17 protein-coding genes are annotated in these 22,154 nt (G+C 41.4%); 4 read left to right on the forward strand and 13 right to left on the reverse strand.

Annotation, left to right across the window (positions count from 1 at the left end):
- Positions 1–27 precede the first annotated feature (27 nt).
- From N473_RS13885 to N473_RS13895, 3 genes are all read right to left on the reverse strand, one after another.
- Complete coding sequence (locus N473_RS13885; protein ID WP_063368436.1) at positions 28–2,412, reverse strand: hypothetical protein; 2,385 nt, start codon at positions 2,410–2,412, stop codon at positions 28–30.
- A gap of 178 nt (positions 2,413–2,590) precedes the next feature.
- Positions 2,591–5,740 (reverse strand): efflux RND transporter permease subunit, encoded by a 3,150-nt coding sequence (locus N473_RS13890; RefSeq protein WP_063368437.1) that lies wholly within the window; start codon positions 5,738–5,740, stop codon positions 2,591–2,593.
- 6 nt (positions 5,741–5,746) lie between these two features.
- Entirely contained in the window at positions 5,747–6,922 is a 1,176-nt protein-coding gene (locus N473_RS13895; RefSeq protein WP_063368465.1) for an efflux RND transporter periplasmic adaptor subunit, read from the reverse strand.
- A gap of 247 nt (positions 6,923–7,169) precedes the next feature.
- On the opposite strand from N473_RS13895, the gene N473_RS13900 reads away from it, so the two are divergent.
- Positions 7,170–7,400 carry a hypothetical protein gene (locus N473_RS13900; RefSeq protein WP_063368438.1) on the forward strand — a complete coding sequence of 77 codons (231 nt, stop codon included), beginning with the start codon at positions 7,170–7,172 and terminating at the stop codon, positions 7,398–7,400.
- A gap of 72 nt (positions 7,401–7,472) precedes the next feature.
- Here N473_RS13900 and N473_RS13905 read toward each other — a convergent pair whose 3' ends face one another.
- The 3 genes from N473_RS13905 to N473_RS13915 form a co-directional block, all read right to left on the reverse strand.
- Positions 7,473–9,104, reverse strand: a complete 1,632-nt coding sequence (locus tag N473_RS13905; protein ID WP_063368439.1) for a calcium-binding protein — start codon at positions 9,102–9,104, stop codon at positions 7,473–7,475.
- A 227-nt stretch (positions 9,105–9,331) separates the two neighbouring features.
- Positions 9,332–9,577 carry a TIGR03643 family protein gene (locus N473_RS13910; protein ID WP_063368440.1) on the reverse strand — a complete coding sequence of 82 codons (246 nt, stop codon included), beginning with the start codon at positions 9,575–9,577 and terminating at the stop codon, positions 9,332–9,334.
- Between the two features lie 89 nt (positions 9,578–9,666).
- The gene (locus tag N473_RS13915; protein ID WP_063368441.1) at positions 9,667–10,032 is read right to left on the reverse strand and encodes a HopJ type III effector protein; all 366 of its coding nucleotides are present in this window, start codon (positions 10,030–10,032) and stop codon (positions 9,667–9,669) included.
- Positions 10,033–10,193: 161 nt separating this feature from the next.
- On the opposite strand from N473_RS13915, the gene N473_RS13920 reads away from it, so the two are divergent.
- A complete protein-coding gene (locus N473_RS13920; protein ID WP_063368442.1) occupies positions 10,194–11,552 on the forward strand; it encodes a hypothetical protein in 1,359 nt (452 codons plus the stop codon).
- A 40-nt stretch (positions 11,553–11,592) separates the two neighbouring features.
- Here N473_RS13920 and N473_RS13925 read toward each other — a convergent pair whose 3' ends face one another.
- From N473_RS13925 to N473_RS13945, 5 genes are all read right to left on the reverse strand, one after another.
- On the reverse strand, positions 11,593–11,955 hold the full coding sequence (locus tag N473_RS13925) for a glyoxalase superfamily protein (protein WP_063368443.1): 363 nt from the start codon (positions 11,953–11,955) through the stop codon (positions 11,593–11,595).
- 105 nt (positions 11,956–12,060) lie between these two features.
- A complete protein-coding gene (locus N473_RS13930; protein ID WP_063368444.1) occupies positions 12,061–13,764 on the reverse strand; it encodes a HEAT repeat domain-containing protein in 1,704 nt (567 codons plus the stop codon).
- Entirely contained in the window at positions 13,761–15,653 is a 1,893-nt protein-coding gene (locus N473_RS13935) for a hypothetical protein (RefSeq protein ID WP_063368445.1), read from the reverse strand. Before N473_RS13935 ends, N473_RS13930 begins: the two co-directional genes overlap by 4 nt.
- 138 nt (positions 15,654–15,791) lie before the next feature.
- Positions 15,792–16,508, reverse strand: coding sequence for a sulfite exporter TauE/SafE family protein (locus N473_RS13940; protein ID WP_063368446.1), 717 nt, complete (start codon positions 16,506–16,508; stop codon positions 15,792–15,794).
- A gap of 35 nt (positions 16,509–16,543) precedes the next feature.
- Complete coding sequence (locus tag N473_RS13945; protein ID WP_063368466.1) at positions 16,544–17,155, reverse strand: LysE family translocator; 612 nt, start codon at positions 17,153–17,155, stop codon at positions 16,544–16,546.
- Between the two features lie 303 nt (positions 17,156–17,458).
- Between N473_RS13945 and N473_RS13950 the strand changes: the two genes are divergently transcribed.
- A complete protein-coding gene (locus N473_RS13950; RefSeq protein ID WP_063368447.1) occupies positions 17,459–19,675 on the forward strand; it encodes a hypothetical protein in 2,217 nt (738 codons plus the stop codon).
- A 291-nt stretch (positions 19,676–19,966) separates the two neighbouring features.
- Here N473_RS13950 and N473_RS25875 read toward each other — a convergent pair whose 3' ends face one another.
- Positions 19,967–20,323: a hypothetical protein gene (locus tag N473_RS25875; RefSeq protein ID WP_081221179.1), complete on the reverse strand. Its 357-nt coding sequence runs from the start codon at positions 20,321–20,323 to the stop codon at positions 19,967–19,969.
- A gap of 277 nt (positions 20,324–20,600) precedes the next feature.
- Between N473_RS25875 and N473_RS13955 the strand changes: the two genes are divergently transcribed.
- Entirely contained in the window at positions 20,601–21,599 is a 999-nt protein-coding gene (locus N473_RS13955) for a sphingomyelin phosphodiesterase (protein ID WP_063368448.1), read from the forward strand.
- Positions 21,600–21,742: 143 nt separating this feature from the next.
- Here N473_RS13955 and N473_RS26245 read toward each other — a convergent pair whose 3' ends face one another.
- On the reverse strand, positions 21,743–21,907 hold the full coding sequence (locus N473_RS26245; RefSeq protein WP_155735615.1) for a hypothetical protein: 165 nt from the start codon (positions 21,905–21,907) through the stop codon (positions 21,743–21,745).
- Between the last annotated feature and the right edge of the window lie 247 nt (positions 21,908–22,154).

The following is a 22,154-nucleotide window of genomic DNA, read 5'->3' on the forward strand; positions in this document are numbered from 1 at the left end:
TGAGTTGACAGAGGTGAGTCCATTAGCTTAGTGACTGAGTGGGCAGCTTACAATGTATGAACTTTTAGGCTGGTAACAAATTTGACCATCTCTTTCGAGTAACGTTGATACAAATTTACCTGTACTTTCAAAGATTTTTTGGCCGCTTTGATAGCATTGCATCCGCCCATCTCGGACTAGGCAAGTTTGTTCATTTAGGTTTAATATCTGATGTACTTGACCTGGTATCTCAAGCAAGCTGTCAATCTCTGTTGCATTTTTCCCCCAGCATTGCCAGTTCGTATCTTGACGTTGTCCACATGCCGTTTCTGGACCAACAGCATTGAGTCTAACGATATCGGTTAAGTTTGGGGTTTCAAGTACGGGGTTTCCTTGTTCACCATCGCATTGAACTTGACCGTCATAACCTAGTAAGCAGACATAACTGCCTCGTGTGATCACTTGTTTTAGCTGTGCCGGTGGGTGTTCAAAATGCAGTTGTTCATTTTCATCGACGCACTCTTGTAAAATACGATCTTTCACTGTACAGCGGTATTTACTTCCTTTGATAGTTATGTCGTCAGCAAATCTGATTTGCAGCTCGCTACGAGTTGCGGTCGCATTTTCATCTTGGCTTGATAACCTCAATTTAATGGTGCCAGCTTCCGGACGAAAAGCCTCATTTATGATTGCTTCATTGGTCAGCGTTTGTGGGTTTTCAAATGTAAATCTTGCAGTATCTGAAGACCAGTTAGGCGTATACTCACGTTTATCGTCCACGTGAACTAATTGCCCGAAAACAGAGATGCGGTCACCGGAAATAAATACCTCGTCGATGCCAGAATAGGCTCGAAGTAAAGAGTCGTATGCGTGTGCAGTGATATTAAACTCTTTTTCTGCTAACCCTGCTTTAGCGATGACCTTGAAAAATCGTCTACCAGCCAAAGGTACGTCATTATCTAGCACTGTAATTGCAAGATTATTATTAAGATACTCAGATTCAAGTTTGTCATAAGTATATGTGCCAAATGCAGCAACTACGCGCACACTGTCTAACGGAACACTACTTGTGAGAGTGTAATTGGCAGTCACTTCTTGTTGTGGATAGATATCAAATTCTTGATACTCATTTTTAAGCTGAATTTCTCCTCTTGTTGCTGACTTACTGAGATATACTAGAGGGATCTTAGCGGTTTTGGTAACGCCAGAGTTATATTTAACTTCGTAATGCACATGATGAAGCTTTTTAAGGTCGTCAGGCTCTGGCAATTCTATTGTAAGCTGATTAGGCGCTTCTACTAGCAAGCTTTTATCAAAGCCACCATCAATATCCCAAGTTACAGACTCCACCTCAGAGGTATCTTCTAGGTTACTTTTAATAATGACGGTTTGGCCAGCAGCGGCAAGGGCGTGAGAGCTAGAGAGTGTAAGCGTATTGTCAGCGGGTATAGGTGATACTTTAACTGTTGTGGTTGCTGTTTTTGTAATATTACCTTTCATCGTGACTTCTAGTGACACGTCAAAGTCAGTTTCTTGCTCAACATTCGGTGCGTAAAATTGATAAATACGTTTTGTAGATGAAGGCTCTGTGGGTTTTGGGTCTGGGGTCCAGCTCCACGCATAACGAATAATATCAGCAGAATTTGCAATCGTCGGCACGATACTTAAATGTGCTTTTGAAGACACTGCATATCCTTTTGCAAGAGAAACATTTAATACAGGTCCATCAGCTGGAGAAACTTTTATTTTTGCCGTTTGTTTGTGCGCGCCATTGTTTGTTTCGATAATGATGGTCACGAAGAACTCTATGACTTCGGTAACTGCAGGAAGTTGGAGGTTAAGCGAGGAGTCACCATGTGTATCTGCTAAGCTATTAGTCACTTCTTGATAGTCAGGAGTAAAGCTTTCAATGTCCCAAGTGACCGACTTTATCGTGGACGTTGTTTCGAAAGGCACATTAATGCTGACATTACTGCCGCCTTCAAACTTATATTCATCAGCCATTTGGATGTGTGCACCGATGCTTTCAGGGTAAAGGGTGATGTTAAAGGTTTTACTTACTGCTTGATTGATGCCGTCTGATACTTCACAGGTTATCACTATGCTTTTTTTCTCAGTCACAGCAGGAAAGGTTACAATTGTCTCAGAGAGTGAGTTTTGCTTAAACGTGACATCGGCTAATGAGCTTTTCCAGTTCATGGATAAGTCATCGTTCTCTGCGTCAGCAAGCTGAGTTGATAATGTGATGGACTCTTGAGAGAGCGCAATGGTCTCGCCTGTGATCACTATTGTGGGGGCAGTATTATCAGCGACAGGTTGATTTTGACTTTGGTCTGGTCGGGGCGGAATAGTATTGCTTGAATTATCATTACCATCGCTGCCTCCGCAGGCTGTGAGTAAAGTGATTAATGGAGCTATGAGTAATTTTCGCATTTTTAGTCCTTAATATATGCTGTTGTTGGTATGAGTAGTTAATATTTAACCACATGAAAGATAGGCGGATTTAATTGAATGAAAACTGAACACCAAGGTAGGCAATTGTTTAGGGTTTGTAATTAAGTGTAAGAGCCCAGCGTGATGCTGGGCTCGTTCAGGAAGTGAAGTACTCGTGTTAGTTGACGTTCGAGGGCACTTGAGGCTGCTCGGCTTTTTGTCGGCGCAGTACCTTTCTAATGAGGTGTTTAATGTCCTCTAACATGACGTATTGACATGGGATGAGCAATAATGTGATGACAGTGGCGAACAGTACACCAAATGCTAACGACACAGCCATTGGGATGACAATCTGTGCTTGCAAACTGGTTTCCATAATAATGGGCACAAGACCAATAAACGTTGTTAGAGATGTAAGCAAGATTGCTCTGAAGCGGCGACAACCAGCTTCAACAACGGCTTCTTTTATACTCATCCCTTGCTCTCTGGCTTTATTGACAAAATCAACCATCACCAGTGAATCATTAACGACAACCCCAGCGACCGCGATAATACCAAACATAGACAGGCCGCTCATCGTCATGCCCAGTACCATGTGACCAAACACCGCGCCAACAACACCAAAAGGAATGACGGACATGATCAACAGAGGTTGAGAGTATGAGCGAAGTGGTATCGCCAGTAATGCAAAGATGATCATCATTGAAATGGCAAAGTCTCTGAATTGCTCGGCAACGCTGTCCATTTCTTCTTGAATGCGACCTGCAATGCTACTTGTAACACCGGGATATCCTTCCAATAGGCTTGGTAGATATTCTTCGCTAATTTGTTCAGCTATTTTGAAAGGTTCAGCTTTATCTGTATCGATTGACGCCCAAACACTCACGGTGCGTTTAGAGTTCTCACGTCGGATGCGACTCACGCCTTCTACCTGTTTGATGTCAGCAATTTCAACTAAGGGAATTTCAGCCCCAGTAGGTGAAATAATACGTACGTCTTGGATGTCGCTGATGGCATCTCGTTGTGCCTCTGGATAGCGGATCATGACCTTAATTTCTTCACCATTTCTCAAGATCCGCTGAGCTTCAATACCGTAGTAACTAAAGTTAACTTGTGACGCTACATCTGCAAGGGTTAGCCCCATACTGTATGCAAGCGGTTTGAGCTCAAGCTGAATTTCATCTGTTGCAGATTGCATTGAATCGTTAACATCACCCACACCTTCAATGGTTCTGAGCTTATCTTTTAGTCTTTGTGCGACTTCTTTGAGTGTTTCTTTGTCCTTGCCCTCTAATCGGAAGCTGATATCTCCATCATCTCGGCCACCATCAGAAATACTGTCTTGAATATTTAAATTTTTAACGCCTGGTAGTAATGGCATATTCTCGCGCCATAGGGCACTTAACTCAAAAGTATCAATTGGACGTAAATGAGGCTCAACCAGCACAGCGCGGATCGTGGCATTGGTCCTGCCATTCATGTTGACAGCAAAATTCTTAACCATGACCTGATTGTGCTCTTGCTCAATTTGCTGCTCGACTTGATAAAGCATGGCCTCAAGCTTTTTAATGGTTTCAAGCGTCGCAGATTCTGAGGAAGATAAATTCATTTCCACTTGTATGCTTGGGAAATCATGAGGGATTTTAGGATTGGCAACAAACTTGATAAATCCACCCATAAATAGTCCAACACTGACAATTAAAATACAGATGAAACCGACAATGACGGTATAGCGATAGTGAATACACTTTTCAATAGAAGGTCTATAGATGTTTTCAATGAAGTTCTTTAGGCCATTATCTAATGCTTCACGCAGGCGGTGAAATGGGTTGTTTGGGTTGCTTGGTTTGTCTTTCATTGCTGCGAGGTGTGCTGGCAATATTAGCTTTGACTCAATCAGTGAGAAAATCAAACAGAGAATGATCACGCCACCAATGGCTTTAGAAAATGCCGCTTCAGGCCCGGTGGATAACGTTTGAGGGAAAAATGCGGCAATAGTGGTGAGTACACCAAATGTAGCAGGGACTGCTACACGTTTAACACCACGTACGACGTTGTCCAAACTGTGGCCATGTTTTTCTATTTCAGCGTGCGCGGATTCACCGACGACAATGGCATCGTCTACGACAATCCCCAGTACCAGTATAAATGCAAATAAAGAGGCAAGGTTGATGGTGATATCAATAGTACCGGCTGGCATGAGTAAAAACGCGCCTAAAAACGATACTGGTAGGCCCATCATGACCCAAAATGCTAACCTAATTCTTAAAAAGAGTGCCAGCATAAGCATAACCAGCACACCGCCAATGATCATATTTTCAACCATCATGTTGAGGCGGCCTTCAAGGTAATAGGTAAAATCTAAGAATGGTTCTAGTTTCACGCCCTGTGGTAACTGACCTTGTTTTTCATTGAGGTAGTTTTTGATGACTCCTGCAACGTTTGTAATATCTTGATCTTTAGACGCGCGTACTTCGTAGATGAGTGAATTTCTGCCGTTGTAGAGAGAGTACATTAGGCCTTCTTCGAAGCCATCTGAGATGGTGGCAACATCACCTAAACGAATTTGCGCACCATCTTCTAATGTGATTAAAGGGAGTTGCTCAAAATCATGACCTCGATAAGCTTGGTTTTCTACTCGCATAGAGATGTAGCCATTGTCTGAGCGGATTTGACCTGCTGACATATTGGCAGAATAGTTACGTACCGCATCCGCGATATTTCTGAATGTGAGACCATATTCGCGCAGCTTATCTGGACTGACTTCAATGCCAATCTCGTAATTAAGGCCGCCATTGAAAGTAACTAAATTTACACCAGATAAAGCCAGCATTTCATCATGCAAGTTGTTGCCAAGGTGCTTAAGCTCTTCAAAGCTCATATCTCCGTTGAGTGTCAGGAGCATGACTTCCTGTTCATTTTTTTCGTTACGAATGATAGGGCGTTCCATACCCGCAGGAAAGGTTGAGATGGCATCAACCTGCATTTTGACTTCATCAAGTACGTCTTTTGGGTCGTATTGATGATCAACTTCAATCCAAGTTTGTGAATAGCCTCTATTGGAGTAGGTGATCAATCGTTTGATGCCCTCGAGGCCTTCCATTGATTCCTCTACCTTAATGGTGATCCCTTCTTCTACTTCCTGAGGGGCTGCACCTGGGTAGATGGCTTGGATACTTAACCAATAATTGGTGTTTTGTGGGAACAATTGCTTTTGAATTGTAAATGCAGTGAGCAATCCACCGACGAGAATAAAAATCATCAGTAGGTTTGCAGCGACAGGATTACGTGCAAACCACGCTATTAGGCCTTTTTCTTGAGTATCCATCTGGTATTACTCCTCTTTCAATGCTAACGCATTAGAAGGTGCTGCAACTTGGCTATCATCCACACTAAGCTGCATACCTTCGGTTGGGAATTCTAAAGAGGAGGTAATTAACTGTTGACCTGACTCAAGACCTTGATTGGCAACCACCAAGCCATCATATTCTCTGACGACATTTAACGTTTTAAATGTGAGAGTACGGTCTTTATTTAAGATAGCGACTTTGCCATCACGTACGAGGTGGTGTGGGATCTCTACTGCGTTATTCAGCAATTTGCCTTTGATTTGTGCATTTAGATAAGCGCCGAAACGAAGCGGTGCTTGGGCGTTGTCATAAGGGCGTTCAACTTGTGCAACTAAGTAGGTCATGCGGCTGCGATTATCTATAACGCCCTCGCTGCGCACAATTTTACCCTGCCAAGCAACGTCTTGGCCTGCTACTTTGGCCATTAATGTCACTTTAGCGTCGATGCCATTGTCTTTGAGATGTTGCAGATCGCTGTCTGCGACAGGCAAACGGACTTCTGCGACAGAAATCGCATTTAGCACGCCAACCGAACTACCCAGATTAACAACACTGCCTAGGCTGAGTGCTCGACTTTCAATGATGGCATCATAGGGCGCTTTGATATACGTGCGTTCTAAGTTTCTTTTTGCACGTTTTACACTCGCTTGTGCTGCTTTAAATCTGGCCAGCTTCTCTGCAAGTTGTGGTTTTCTTAGATACAGCTCAGAGGGAATAGTAGAGCTCGCATTATTTTTAATTCGCTCCCATTCTGTTTTGGCAACATGTGCTTGTGCTTGTTCAATCTCTAAAGCAGAGCTCGCTTGTGCAAGGGTAGCTTCTGCGTCAATGAGTGCAGCTTCGTAGTCATTGGGGTCAATACGTGCTAATACATCGCCTTTTTTGACAAATCCGCCTTTCACAAATTGCGCAGAAAGGTCAATGATTTGTCCGCTGACTTGTGCGACCAATTTGGTGCTGTATTTGGGTTTCACGATGCCGTAAGAGTTGACGGACATTTCTAGAGGTGCCACCTGAATAGGCGCTACTTCTACTAATGGGTGAATGATTTTTTGTTCTTTTTCAGCGGGGGGCGTTTTCATCGACGCAAACGCAATTGCACTTGCGATACCGCCAAGCAAGACCACACCCGGTAAAATAATTTGTTTTTTACTAGCCACGATGTTAATTCCTTCCTGAATTGACAATTTGGATACGCTGGTAATGATCATCAACGTATCAATTACCATCAATAATACGCCAATAGATATTTCAAGGTGTTTTGATATCACCTCAATATGTAACAAAGCATTGCGTACCCCGTTACATTTTTACAATTGCTAAAAGCGGTATATATTTTGTGTAGATTACATACAGAGGACAGCGGTACGGGTATAATAGTTCCTTTGGATTAAATGGGGGCTTTTTATGGACTGTAGATTAGGCTGTGGTGCATGCTGTATCGCGCCAAGTATCAGCTCTTTGGGCAAGGCTGCTAACATTCGCTGTGAACACTTAAACGACAAGAATTTATGTTCTATCTTTGGTAAGCCTGAGCGCCCTCAAGTGTGTAGCGATTTTAAAGCAGACAGGGAAATGTGTGGTAGTACCAATGAAGAGGCAATGAATAACTTAATTTACTTAGAAGCGGTGACGTAAATAACCGTGAATTGTTGTTTAATTTACACTAACTTGGTAGCACAGAGGTGGCTACCAAGTTAAGGGTTTTAGTTACTTTTTACCTTCAATCACATAGATTGACTGGTGACGATTATTTTGCCAGTAATCGAGCGCTGCTTGGTCAACTAAATCAGCAATGAGTTTACTAAAATCACTGTGATTACCACTGAAATTTCGCAGATCCAATGTTTGCTCATGTGTTGCTGTCATTACTCCTGCAGAGTAATTAGCTGCGGCTTCAATGCTGTCACCACCAATGCCATAGCCGGCTGATTTTATGAGATCACATGGGCCATGGCATCGGTCGTTACCGCTGCCGCCAGTGCCTTCTGGATATTGATCTCCGCGGTTATACAGAGTATCGCCACCTGCACCGCCGTATAATCCGATGTCGTTATTATATTGAGAGAAACTCGCCACTAAGTCTGCACTGCCACCACCAAAGAGCTCGCAGTCACCACCTTCACATAACACGATGTCGTTACCGCTTCCGCCCCAAAGCTTTGCGCGTTTTTTCCATTTGTTACCGCCAGAATCAACCAAGATATCATCGCCACTGTTACCATGTAAGCGATCTTTATCACCGGCATTACCAAAAACCAGATCATCACCATTACCACCTTCAAGGTGATCCGAATGGCCATTACCAAAAATCACGTCGTGACCATCTTGTCCATATATTTTGTCTTGCGCGGTTGCCGAGCTGCCTAAGGGAAGCGTAAAAACAACACCACGTTTATCTGTTTCAATACGTGAATCGCCCATCAGCCAGTCATTGCCCGCACCACCGCGTATGGTATCTTTATTGCTCCCGCCAAATACCCAATCATGGCCGCTGCCAGTGGTAATATTATCTTTACCTTCAAGGCCGTATACCGTCATGTTGTAAGTAACTGCTGAAGCATTCAAGGTATCGTTACCACTACTCAATTTGGCAAAAATAAGGTCGATATTTGAGGTGTTAGGGGTTGAGCAGGCTGTTGAGTTACCAAGCGTTGCGTTAACAAAAACCAGTTCACCATATTGCTCAAACGTGTAGCTCACACTGTTGATCTTTGACTGAATGCCCCAAACACCATTGACATAATAGTCTGTGAATAGCGCGCCGCCGCCAGTACAGCTTTGGGTTTTACTGATAATTGTCGAGAAGTTAGCACAGCTCGATAATTCATGATTTTCAGGGCGTTGAGCGATAGAGCCAGCAGTGCCGACTTCAGCACAATCTATACCGCCGCCTGCATCTACGATATCTGTATCGCCGAAGGTGAATAGCTGGTCATTACCATCACCTGAATAGACATAATCTACTTTATTACCCGTTCTAATGACATCATCGCCATTGCCACCATGGATAAGCTGGTGGGTATGCAGACTTTGGCCGTTGTATGTATTGCCATAATTACTCAAATTGACCTGTACACCATTGTAATTACTGATATCGAACATTTCGCAGGTGTTGCCATACGTCATTTTAACGAAATTATCGCCACCTAATGCATGCAATGTGTGTCGATTATTGGTGAGTGTAAATGAAAGATAGGTCATCATGCCGTTATGTATGGTATTGGTGGTGACATTGATGCTGCTATCTAGGCCTGTGCACGCATAACTGACAGTGTGCACGCCCATTGAAACAGCCAGTGCGGCTGTCATTTTGGTGAGTTTTGAAAATTTAATACGCATGGAGTGGATCCTTACCATGTAGTATGAATAATTGAGCGCTTATAATTTAAACCAATGTTTAGACTGGTTTTTTACTGTGCCAAGCTAGTTGCAAAGTGTGCAAAGAAAATGAATTAAGGGAGTGGGGTTATCAATTTATAGCTAATTAAAAACCAACATAGCTCTTGACTAAGAGAGGACAAGCCGTTCCTCTGCTTGTCCTTTGACTTGAATGTAAGGAGAGTGCCTTATCTTTGTTTGTATTGGGTTGGGCAGTATCCACGGTTTACCTCAGGTGAGCGCAACCTCAGGTGTTTTGTTTTTCGACCTGAGACCCTCTCTCGCCAAAGTTTAAAACTACTCGCTTTGAGCTGTGTGCGCATTAACTTAATCACCGCTTTTTCATTGAGGCCATACAAACGCTGTATGGCCTCAAACGGCGTTCTGTCTTCCCACGCCATTTCTATGATTCTTGATGTATCTACGTGATCCATTTTGATGCCAAAAATTGAGTTTGTTAACTGTACGTATTGGCTGATAAACCGATCAATTGTTTTGTGAGTAGAACCCTTAAATTATGTCCTTAGACACGTGCGCTGAGTGGGTTATCTTGAAATGAAATACCGTCCCAGCCAGATTTGATAAAGTTTCTGATATTGCCATGGTCATCCCCATCTGGATGGTTAAGCACATCGTGTCGGTAGAACTGTCCAAAACAGTGTAGGGTGGCTTGCTTTGATAATTTGTGCTGTTTTGCAAAAGCAAAAATTTTGCATGACCCTAGATTTGTTCCAGCTTCATTAGTTTGCTCACCATTTTTAAACGCACAAGGTGTAAAGTCATATAGGCTATCGATAAGTTGAATGGTGTGATCAAACTCAACGGACTCTCCCTGATGAGTGACGCGTTCAATAAACTCAGCAAGGGTTTCTTGTTGTATATCTGACATGTTAATTCCTACAAAATAAAAGGGGTATTATCCTCGTATTGGCAATCTGAGCATAATGAATTTTTGTCGTGATACTTGAGTTTTTAACAGCTTAAACCAATGTTAGGAAAGGATTTGTGTTATACTTAGCGAGTGTTAAAAATAGGAGGGAAATTATTCGAGTGAGCAAAGTAAAACTAAGCCAAGACGAAAGCCTATCATTTAAAATTAACTATCAGCTCCTACCCAAAGAGACAAATCAGCTTGATCTATATTTTTCCATTCCAATCGATATGGGGATCAACGCCAACACCTTAAACGAAGTCGATTACTTTAATGCCAATATAAAATGCCACAGTGCCTATTATTCTGAGCAGTTACATTTGCCGTTGGTGCGCAGCCGTTTTATAAGTCAAAGCAAAGGTCAAAAAAGTGATTATCGCGTAAATCTAAACCTATTTTGCTACCAAATTCGCATAGCATTAGATGCGGACGTTAAGCAAACCTTGAAGCTCAAGCAAGCTGAAGAGTTTTACCCCGCCGCTTTGGAGTTAGTGGAGCAAAGCGCAAAGCTTTTGGTGAAGTTAAGACGCTACACGCCACCGGATAACCGACTTAAATCCTACTTTCAAAATGCGGACAATTATTTAAGTTGGCACACTGAACAAGCCTTTTTGAAATTACTGGCACGAGGTCCGAAGTCGAGCGAATTCAGCAAAGAGCGAGGGGAGGTGATAGATTTTTGTAAACAAGAAAACCTCTACCGTGAAAAGCAAAGTTATAACTCACAAGTGACACTTGATGACCCAAATCGCATTACTAACAAGATGCGCTTATTGGAAAGGCTTATTGAGTATGGCGTCGTGTTTAATAAAGAAACGACCAACTTGGGCGCCAATTTAAAGCGTCTCGCTCGTGGCGCAGTGACTGCGGTGATCATGGCATTTGTGATGTACTTGGTGCTGAATGCGCGTTCTAATTTTGAAGAAATTACCGTCGCCCTTATTGCACTGTTAGGCGTGATCTACGGTTTGAGAGAAACTTTTAAAGATGATCTGACGCAATGGGCTTGGCGTAAAGTGCAAAAAGGCAGGCCTAAGTGGCGCAACAAATTTAAAAATTCAGTTAATGACGAAACGGTATGCACACAAACCATTTGGTTAGAGCACATTAAAAAGAAGGATATCCCAGAGGATGTCGACAAACTGCTTAAAAAGCGTGGCAGACAGAATCGCCAAGAAGCTAACCTGTTGCACTTTAGTTGTAAAAACCAAGTGCAAATAGATGAGTTTTTGCCCGGGTATGAGGAAGTACAGCAGCGGATCACCTTTAATATGAGCTCATTTGTGCGCTATTTAAAAAAAGGCGCTGGAAAGCTGTATAGCCTTGAAGGACACAAAGTGTCTAAAAATTCTGTGGAGCGCCGATATCAAATTAACTTAGTGATGCGCTTTAAATCAGGCGAAGACTCACAGCTAGAAAGATATAAGCTCACAATGAATCGCTCAGAGATTGTTGCCATAGAGCAAATGAAAGACTAATTATTGCAAATCAAATGTGATGGGCGATTCTGAGCGCCCATCATTCAACTGTTTGAAAAAAGATAAGCCTATTACCAAATGGATCTGATATGGTCATCTCAATGCCCCAAAGCTGCTCGGTGATGGAGGGCTTGGCATGTTTATACTGCTTTTGAATGAGCTGTGTTTGATAAGCTTTCAAGTCTTCACAGCCAATTCTAATACTCGCACCTGGAGACGCATCTGCAAAATGTTCTGATAAATGCAATGTGCAGGCGTCTTTAGATATCTGCATGTAGACAGGTAAATCAGCTTGATGTTGATGTTGCCAATCTACCTTAAATTCTAAAAATTCAATATAAAAAGTGTGTGCCATTTGCATATCGAAGCTGCGAACAATCGGGGTGGAAGGATGGAGTGTCATGGACTGGTCCTAAGTAAATATAAGTTACCTGAGTGCGAAGCGCTGACATGTCATGAAGTATGGCTTCGACCAACAAGAAATTAGACGAAGCCATAACTTGAAAGTTTATGGTGTGTTTGACGCAGGGCTGTGAAGCAGCTCAACAATGGCCTTAAAATTGCGCTTTGAGGTTTCCTTTTTTAAAGCTGATCTTAATGTGCTTTTTATGCCATCTTGGTTTTTTTGTGTTGCCAGTGCCTGAATCGCTGCATAACGACTTTCTGCTGTGGGGTTATTCACCGCAATGGCAAGTACTGCGTCACTGGCAGCTGGCTTAAGTTGGTAATTTGATAAAGCCTTTAACAGTGTAACTTGGTTTTGATGCTGGGGCTTAGCAAGTTGTTTTTCTAAGCTCGAGTAAGCTTGCTCAGTTTGCATCATGCCCAGTGCCCTAATCGAGGCACGTTGCACGCTTTTATCAGTATCCTGTATATAACTGTCAATTTGGTCAAAGTGCTGTTCATCTCGGCTATTACCTAAACTGGTAATAAGCGCTGATTTGATATGGGTTTCGGTGACTAATGATAATTGCTCAGACAGTACATTATGCAGCTTTAGAGACTCTGCATTTGCAGCTCTGTTATTTAGCATGGCGCCAATGGTCATATAAAAGCTGCTGGTAACCTCGGAATCTAAGCTTGAAAAGCCAGCTTCTATTTGCTCGGTGAGTAATGCGCCAAGTGCTGGACTGAGTGGGCTTTGCCCCTGTGAAAGTGCGCGCAGCGCGCGAAATTGCATGAGTGGATCTTTCTCTGCTTTAACTAATATATGGCCAAGTAGTAGCTGGCTATTTGCGCTATCGAGCTGGCCTAATGCATTAAACAGTCGCATTTGTACTTCATCTGAGAGTGTTTGCTGCAAAAACACCGATTCTAGAGAGCTAATTACGGCATCAAATTGACTCAGTTGCTTAGCTAAGTCATAGGCAGAAATATCGGTTAAATTGTCTTTACTCACCAAGCTGTGTAGAGACTTTTTGAGTTGTTCAAGCTCGTCTGTACTGAGTGTTTTTTCTGCACTTGGCCAGTTTTCTAATTCTGCAGGCATGGTAAACAGGGCTGATGGGAACGCTGAATCTGCAGGTTTAAATTGATACTGTTGTTTAGTTTTTAAATTTAAGCTTTGCGATTGGCCAGAAAATAGCAGTACCTCTTGCCCTCTACGGTGCGTAAAAAAACATTCGTTTGGTGCGATGTGATGACCCGACGACGCCACATTGACAGTTTGCAAGGCGGCTTGTGATCCGTTATGTAGGTCATAAGTGTGTTTGTTAAAAGTGATCTCTGCATCTTTAAATTGATACGAGACTGTATAGTGCCCAAGTGTATCTTGTTCTTTTTTTTCTAATTCGGGGCTGTTGCGTTGAAACTGAAAATAATACGCCAAACCTTTGAGTTGCTCTTGTATTTGCGTTTCAAGTTTTACCGGAAACCAAAAGTCTGTAACTAGCCCGTTGTCTGCCAGCTTGAACGCGAAAGGGAGTGTGTAGGTCGCAAGTTCTGATCCAAAAAGCCCCTGGCCAGCTGTGACCTGATCTGCTTTGATGGCCCACCAACCGGTCTCATCGTTATGCTCTGCAGCTTTGATTGAAAGTATACCTGTGAGCTTAATGTGGGTTTGTTGGCCTTGCTGGCTCACTTTATCGTAATTAAACGTGGTGTGTGTATCTATTTCAAAATTGTATTGTGCGGAGCAGTTTGCATTAGTTGTATTTGAAACAGCCAGTGCACAAAGTGCACTGGCTAGCATCGCTTTGTTAAGCGTGATCATAGATCGATTTCACCTTCTTTGGAGTAAATAGTCCAAGATTTATCAAACACACTGTTGGTTTGATATAACCAAAGATCATAGCGAGATGTTTTCTTACCACATGGATAAGGGATCCCCCACTTTTTGCACCATTTAACACCATACGTTTCTGCGTATAAACCAAACTTACCGGAAATAACATCTAGGTCATTTTTAAGTTCAATACCATAATAAATATGAGGGTTAGCGTTGTTATTAGTGAGTAGGGCAAAACCTGCATTTGATTCCATAGCAAATGTGTTATCAATTAAAGTTAAGATCGCCTGTACACCCGCTGAAGCAACCAATAGGTTTACGCCACCTCGACCAAAAGCACCAAAATCTACGTGGAATAAATCACCTTCGGCATATAGTTCAGCGTTGTAGCCTACTGTCAGTTCAAAGCCTAGGTTGCCAGTGACACCAGCTTCTACTTTAATCGGGATAGGACCAACCGTGAAAGTTGCCTGGGCTAAGGTTTTGTCTTCTTCCCATTTTTTTTCCCATGATTTTTCATACTTGGCGGTGAACTTTTCATCTTCGAAGACCACATTATTGAAGATGATCATTTCAGACTCATAACCTGTGTTTAGGCCACTGATATAAGCACTACCATTATAGGAAATACTAAATAGTGTATTTTTTGCATTGAAAAAGTAAGCTTCGACTGTACCTTCACCTGTAATGCGGCCACCTGGGTCGCCTGTAGGGACGATAAATAGCTGACCTTGTAAGTCTACACCTACACTGAACTTAGATTTGTCGCCGTATGATTTATCAAATTCACTTTGGAAGTTGATATTCGCCAGTCCCACAGAAGCAGGCACAATTGCGTGTTCAGTAAATCTAGCTGAACGACTTGCAGGTACTTGTGTGTCGTCTTCCTGCTCAAAAAAGTAAAATGGAATAGAGGTGAGTACTTGGTTGTTGTCTGTGTTTGTCTCAGCATCTTGAGCGGCATCAATCAGAGTAAATCTCAGTTCTAGTGTATTTTCTGCATCGGCATTGTAGTTGTCATGCAAGCTTTTGATTAACTCAGGCTCTAGTGCGATATCAAAACCAATATGTTCGTCGTGTAATTCTGCTCTGAACTCATGGGCAAGTGTGTCAGTGTATTGACCCGCTGTTGCATCCCAAAAGTGCGTTTCAACCCAGTTACCTGCAACCATGACTTCTGCTTTGATATGAGACAGGCCTAAGTTTGTGCCCTCATAGTCCGCTTCAAAGTAACCGATAAGATCAGAGTGGTGATCACTTGTGCCATTATTCACATCTGGCGTATCTAAGATCAACGCAGTTTGACCAAATTCAGCCCCCAGCAATTTATAGTCGTGGCCTTCTTGTTCGCGAACGACGATATCAGCATGTGGGAAGTTACCTTCTAAGTGCGGCTCGTGGTCAACTGAAGGGTGGTTGTCCTCTTCAATATCTTCTGCGTGCAAATCATTCGGGTCAATTTGCGCCAAAATATGGTAGTTACCCCCTTCTAGCGCGTTTGGTAGTGTTAGCTCAATCTCATGTTCACTGGTACCTGATGAAAGTCCTGCTAATTCAACAACAGCGATTTGTTGAATGTCTTCAATTGCGGCTTCTTGCTCACTTTGCGAGTCTAATTCGTCTGAGTGCATTAAGTAAAAGTGAACTTCGACGTCCACATTATCAAAACCTGTTACATCAACTGTGTAGTAAGTTTTGACGGTATCATTTGGTGCCAGCATATCGAGTGGACCCGTTGATATCTCTGTGATTTCTAAGTTACTTTGTACTTCAGGTGCAGGTGTTACTACTGTAACGTCTGGTGTGTCATTTTCGCTGAATTGACACCCAGTTAAAGTGGCTAAGCTCAAAAGAGCGTATGGGATCAAGCGCATGTCGTTTCTCTATCTTATCTAAATCTTTTTTATTATATGCTAAGAATATGGATGGAGTATGGAGTTAATTGCTTGAGACATTAGTATTGTGTTTAAACTGGGTAACGATGTGCTTTACTAAATGTAAGTAATATGTTGTTAGAGAGAGGTGGAGACAGATATTATCATGTTGATTGCCAAGATGCTCAGCAGGAGTTTAATCACGCCGATAAGCTTATTATTATCTATTGAAAAACGTACCTTAGTACCAACGTAAGAGCCTAATATCGCACCGCTCATCATCGCAATAATTAGGTAGCTACTTGCCTGAAGTTCGGATGAAACCAGCAAAAAAACTGGAATTTTAGCAAGGTGACTCAGCGTCATAAACACGGCACTGGTAGCGACGACTTGGTCTTTAGATTGGAGCTGTTTAGTCAGTACAGTCAACGATAATGGTCCAGTGGCACCGACAATGAGTCCTAAGCCTGTTTGCAAAGCGCCAATGATATAAAAGTTTTCGAAGCGCTGAATAAAATTCGAAAAAGGTGAATACCAGAGATTTAATAAGATATACAGGCCAATTGCGACTGGGATATAGGTTGTAGGCATGTTGTATAAAACCATACCGAATAGCAGTGTGCCGAGGATTGAGCCTATCGAAAAAGCGGGGAGGAGTGACCACTGGACATCGGAAAGTGAAAACAACGCTCGAGATACATTACTGGTGACTTGGGTGAGGCCATGTATAGGAATAAGCAATGTTGGGCTTAAAAATATCGGTAAAATGGCGAGCAATAGCATGCCACCGCCAAATCCGACAATGGCAGCAATTAATGATGTGGTAAATGCGAGCAGTCCAAGCAATAGTTCCATATTATCCTATCCCTGAAATTCGAGTTTATTGTAGGCTAAGTCCTAATTGCGACAGCCACACCTGTGGTTGCTAATAAACTGCCTGCAAGTTTATTGAAAATACGCATTCTCTGTGACGTTGAAACAAAGTACTTTGCTTTTGCAAACAGATACGAATACCCCAAGTTAACAGAGCCAAACGCAAGGGTAGCACACATAAAAATGCCGAAAATATCAGTGATTGTAATTGCCTGAAAATCAACGAAAGCAGGAAAGAGCGCAACATAAAAAATGATGGCTTTTGGGTTGCTCATGGTTAATAAAAAACCCGCCAGTACATCGATATGATGCTTGGAAGTGGGAGCTTTTTGCATATTTACTGTAGGTTTGGACATAAATAGTTTTATACCCATCCAAATTAAGTAGGCCGCACATATATATTTAATGATTGTGAATGCGCCACCCAAAGCATCAGCAATAAAAGCTAACCCTGAAATTGCTAAAAGTATGAAAAGATAATCAGCAATAATAAGCCCCAATGTCATTGCGGCACCTCGTCGAAAACCACCAGTCATTGAAGCTGTGGTAATAGCAAACACAGCAGGCCCAGGGATAATACCCACGATAAACATGGCACTAAATAAAGCAATATAACTTTCTATGGTCACAAAATACTCCATGAGTGTTGAGAACAATTTTTGTCCGAGTTGCAACTTAAGGGTCATCAATATAAATGGTTTAGCATTGAAGAAAAAGCACTCTACAAAATGTTCCATTGTTGTCGCGATAAATAATTAGGGTGTACCTGTTATCTCGTGTGTTTAGGGCATTATTGTCCTTTAGGTTTTTTAACAATTTAATAACAATGGTTTTGGTTCGAGACATTACACGTGCTGTTTGTCGTGTGCCACCTGAGGTTGTGTCTCGAATCACAGCTATCAGAACTAAATATAAATTTAAAGGAGTTTAGTGTGGTCACAGTCGAAAACATAATTGTTCAACCAGTAAGACAATATAAAACACTGAGTGAAGCCATTGCTTCATTGAAAGAGGAGTCGAGTACGACACTCAGTACGATGTGCAATGACAGTTCGCTTATTCAAGTTGTGTGGAATAGTGAAGAAAGCCGTTGTGGTCGTGCTGTTTATTCACTGAAAAAAATAAAAGGTAATGACAGCGATATCATTGATGGTCAATTTATAGCTGGGCGTTACATCGGTGCCAACTTTGAAATTCACGAAGCATTGTCAATATGTTTGGTGCTCCGTCCAAATAAAGACACTAATGCATGTGTTTTTGGGGCAATAGGCGATGGTATAGTAGATGATACCTCCGCGTTAAATAAATATTGGGCGTATACGTTAAAACATCAGTTAACTTTTGATTTGTCAGCGAAACGAGCTTACAAGTTAACGGCAGCAAATTCGACAGCAGGGTTACCTGTTTATTTCTCAACCGATGGTCACAATGACATTGATATTAAAATGGGAGAGTCTGAGCTGCGAGTTGATCCACCTGTCATTGAATCTGCACCTCGTCAAGGTCCTGCCATATTATTTGAATGTAAGGGAACAAATGGGTTTAGCTTTGATCAAATAAAAGGACATGCAAATGGTAAAAAGGCAGAACTCGGCGACACGCTGACTTTGTTATATATTTGTCACAAAGAGCAGGGCAGCCATAAAGTGAGAGGTGGAACCGTACAGGGTAAAAATGTCAGTGGGGTGAGGGCAACAACGGACTTATCTGATTATCAAAAGCATGGGAGAAGCTCAGCATATCGCTCTCGAGATATCGTGATTGATAATATCCTGATAGACAACACGGAAATGACTTTTAATCCATCATTTGAATACTTAGGGTATGGCCTTGTATGCCAGTGCTCTGGTGATGATTTGGTAGTCAATAGTTTAAAAGTGTCGAATATTCACAGGGGCTTTTTTGCTTATGGTGTTTCGGGCGTTACAGTTCGGTCTGGGACGATTACCGAGTCTACAGCGGCGACGGTAAATATAGGTTCATACGGCAGTTGTGAAGACATAGAGGCTAATCTTACTCTTAACCAGAACTACGATTTACCAACAGAGTTGTCTCGTATACTTGTTTATGAAAAGGGCACTTCTAATGGTGGTAGTTTGGATTTAATAGGTGGCCGTACTCACATATGTGCTGGGATTAAGTTGAACCTTATAGCCTCTGGTAGTGCGAAACAAAGTAAAACCGGTTTTTCATTAAATAAGTCGACTGTTGAGGGCGAAAATGGCGCGATTGAGTTTCGGGACATCGATATTTCGTTGCGTCATGATATGCCAGGTGCATCTCGTGCATTAAGTATTTTTAATCAAGCTACTGAACAACTAACGAGCAATATGCGTGTAGAAGGGATCCGTTTGAATGATTGTACGGTTTCCTCGGTAAATAGTGTAATAATTATCCCTCCCGGTGCTGAGTCAGATATTGTAGTAAGTAACTTAATTACTGGAGGGAGTGTATATTGTGGCTATGGAGATAAAGTAACAAACACTCTACCAAATGCACAGTTAGTGTTTAATACTTCAGTAATTAATGGCACGACCTCTATTGATGGGCTCTACGATTGTCCGATTACGTTTATAAACTCTCAAGTGGCTAAGCACTTATCCTCAGCTCATATTGTGCCTGCACAAAATAAAACCTTTATTAACAGTAAGATTGGCAATGCATTGGTCAATAAGTCCCCATGGTCGATTTATACTGGTATCACGAGTACGACAGCATCATACAATCCAGATTTCACGGTTAACAACCTCGTAATGGGAGGAGTAGTCACATCCTCTGAAAATAAACAGCCTCAGGTCTTAAACCTCATTGCCCCATCTGATGTAAAAACGGAGCAATTTGCAAACTTCTATCTTGAGCAGTTTCAAGGGCCACTCGTATACAGCAGCACTAAAACATATCATGTGTCGATTACTGCAATGAAAAATGGGAGCTCAGGCTTTGGCTTAATCAAAGGGTACCTTACCGTAATAGGCGTGCCAGATCCTGTAAAAGGAAATGTTTTACTCGATATTACTTCGGTAAAGAATACGGGGGGACAGTCCTTTTTAGCATCCGATTTTAGTTTAAATATTGTAGATGCTAATAACTTGCAACTGGAATGTGCCAGCTTGTGTAGAGACTTATATTTAACGGTTCAGCAAGTCTAGTTTATGGCCTTTTAAGGCACTTTATTAATACGGTGCCTTATTTCTAAATATGATTATGAGCTTGTCTAGTCATAAATGCCATATATGTTGTTTGTCTGCCAAAACCTTATACTCTACTCCAGACTTATAGCGAATGTAAAAATCATCGTCATAAAGCACTTTTTTACTATAGGTTAAACCACAGTAATGGTAATTGATATGCATATGAACTTGATGGCACACTCGTGTGTTATAAAGCCGTTTATCGCGTCAAGATTCACATCGACTACCTGGCATAGCTTACACTTGGCTTTACTTTTGAACTAAGTCATAAACGAGCTTTGCGGTTATGAAATCACTGAGTGCAGTGCCAACAGATTCACGCTGAAAAGTATTACTTTGACAAAGTGCTGTAAACTCAGCTTTGACATTGTAAGTACTGATCACGCCTGCTTTGATGGGTATCAATAATTCACCTGCCTTATAAAGTACGTTTGAGCGATTATCAACGAATACTGTACTTTGGGTAACTGTGCGTGTATCGCACTCTCTGTATTGTTTATGGTGGTTTCCAATTAAACCAATATGGGTACCGGGTGTTATCCAGTTACCGTCAAAAAGAGGCGTGTGACTGCCGGTTGCACAGCTGATAACATCTGCATTTGAAATAAGGTGTTCACATGCACTTCCCCTTCTTTCTTTACCGACTTTCTCCGATTATAAATCTAATCACTGATTCAGTTTCCCATGTCATAAAAATTACTTAAAAAATAAATAAATATAAATAAAAAATTTAATTTAAATAAAGGGTTTTAGAAACGAATTTGACATGTCACAAATTTATATTCCCAGTGCTGAAATTTTACCATTGTGGCGCGTCTTATTATTGCGTTAATGAGTGATTATTTAAATTAAAGCTATAAATCAAAGAAGTATTGGAGAAAAAATGAAGATAAAATTACCCCTGTTCTGTGCTTTAATGCTATTAAGTACACATAGTATGGCTCAATCGATAAAAGTGATGGCATATAATATTATGCAGCTAAATGTTCAAGATTGGGATCAGGCAAATAGGGCAGAGCGGTTGCCTTCAGCTATAAAGTCACTCACTGATAGCCCTGATGTGATTATTGTGAATGAAGTATTTAATGGTGATGCAGAGCAAGCGTTGGCAGTACTATCAGATATTTACCCTTATCAAACGCCGAATGTCGGGCAAGATTGTAGTGGTAGCGGCTGGGATGGCTTAACCGGGAATTGTTCAAATAGCCCGTTTGTTATTCGCGGCGGGGTGGTCATCATTTCTAAATATCCAATTGTTTCACAGAAGGCACATGTTTTTACAAATAGTTTGAGCGGTAGTTGGGATTATCTGGCCAACAAAGGCTTTGCTTACGTAAAGGTCAATAAAGGCGGGCAATACTATCATTTAGTTGGCACTCACTTACAAGCAACGCATGACGGAAATACAGAACAAGAGCATCGTGTTCGCATGGGACAGCTAAGGGAAATTCAAACATTTATTGAGGCTGAAAACATTTCTACCAGTGAGCCCGTGATAATTGGCGGAGACATGAATGTAGAGTGGAGTAAGCAGCATGAAATTGCGGATATGCTTTCAACTGCGCGCAGCAAATTAAATTTTGAAACCCCAGCAGTTGGCTCTTTTTCTGCCAAACATAACTGGTTTACGAAAGCGAACGCATACTATTTTGACTACAACCTAGACTACAATGATACGTTAGACTATGTGTTTTGGCATCAAGACTATAAACAACCGAAGAATAACCCTAATATGGTTGTGCATTATCCAAAAGCGGCTAAAAACTGGTATTGGAGTTACTTAAAAGGAAATTGGAATCTGAATTCAGGCCGGTATTACCATAGTGGTTACTATAATGAATTGTCAGATCATTACCCTGTGCAAGTAAATTTTGAGTTTTGATAATCTCTACGCTGTTCTTACTACATCTAGTTCTACACAGGTGAGCTTTGGCTAGTAAGTTGACGATAAAAACTAAAGTATATTCGCCATTCTTTATTATAAACATAACGACTAATAAATTATGGCGAAAGTTTTTATGAACCTTAGTTTATCTGTTGTTCTGGTCTAACTTTACAGCCATAATTTGGGTTTGTATACCATGGGTTAGATGATGTTCCGCCAGCAATTTCTTTTGTTAGCTGGGGTGCAATCATGTTGCTTGACTGGCTTAAGTTTTTCACTTTCATTTTTTTTAGTTTTACGGACATTGAATTTTCCTTCTCGTGTTGTTGATTTTGAATGTATCAAAACACACGTTAACATGACGAGTTATGAATTCAAATTTTTCTGCATTATTTTATCAAAGTTACAGTGTATTATTTAGTAATAAAAAATTTAATGTTTTACACTTTTTGGTATGGTGTATGTTGTACTTTAACCCTTACATATGGATTCTAGTTTTGGTGTTTTTTAGCTTTATATTTTTAATTCTTTTTGAAAATTGTTTTTAACACT

Origin of the sequence: Pseudoalteromonas luteoviolacea CPMOR-1, assembly GCF_001625685.1 — a bacterium.
Classification (GTDB): domain Bacteria; phylum Pseudomonadota; class Gammaproteobacteria; order Enterobacterales; family Alteromonadaceae; genus Pseudoalteromonas; species Pseudoalteromonas luteoviolacea_K.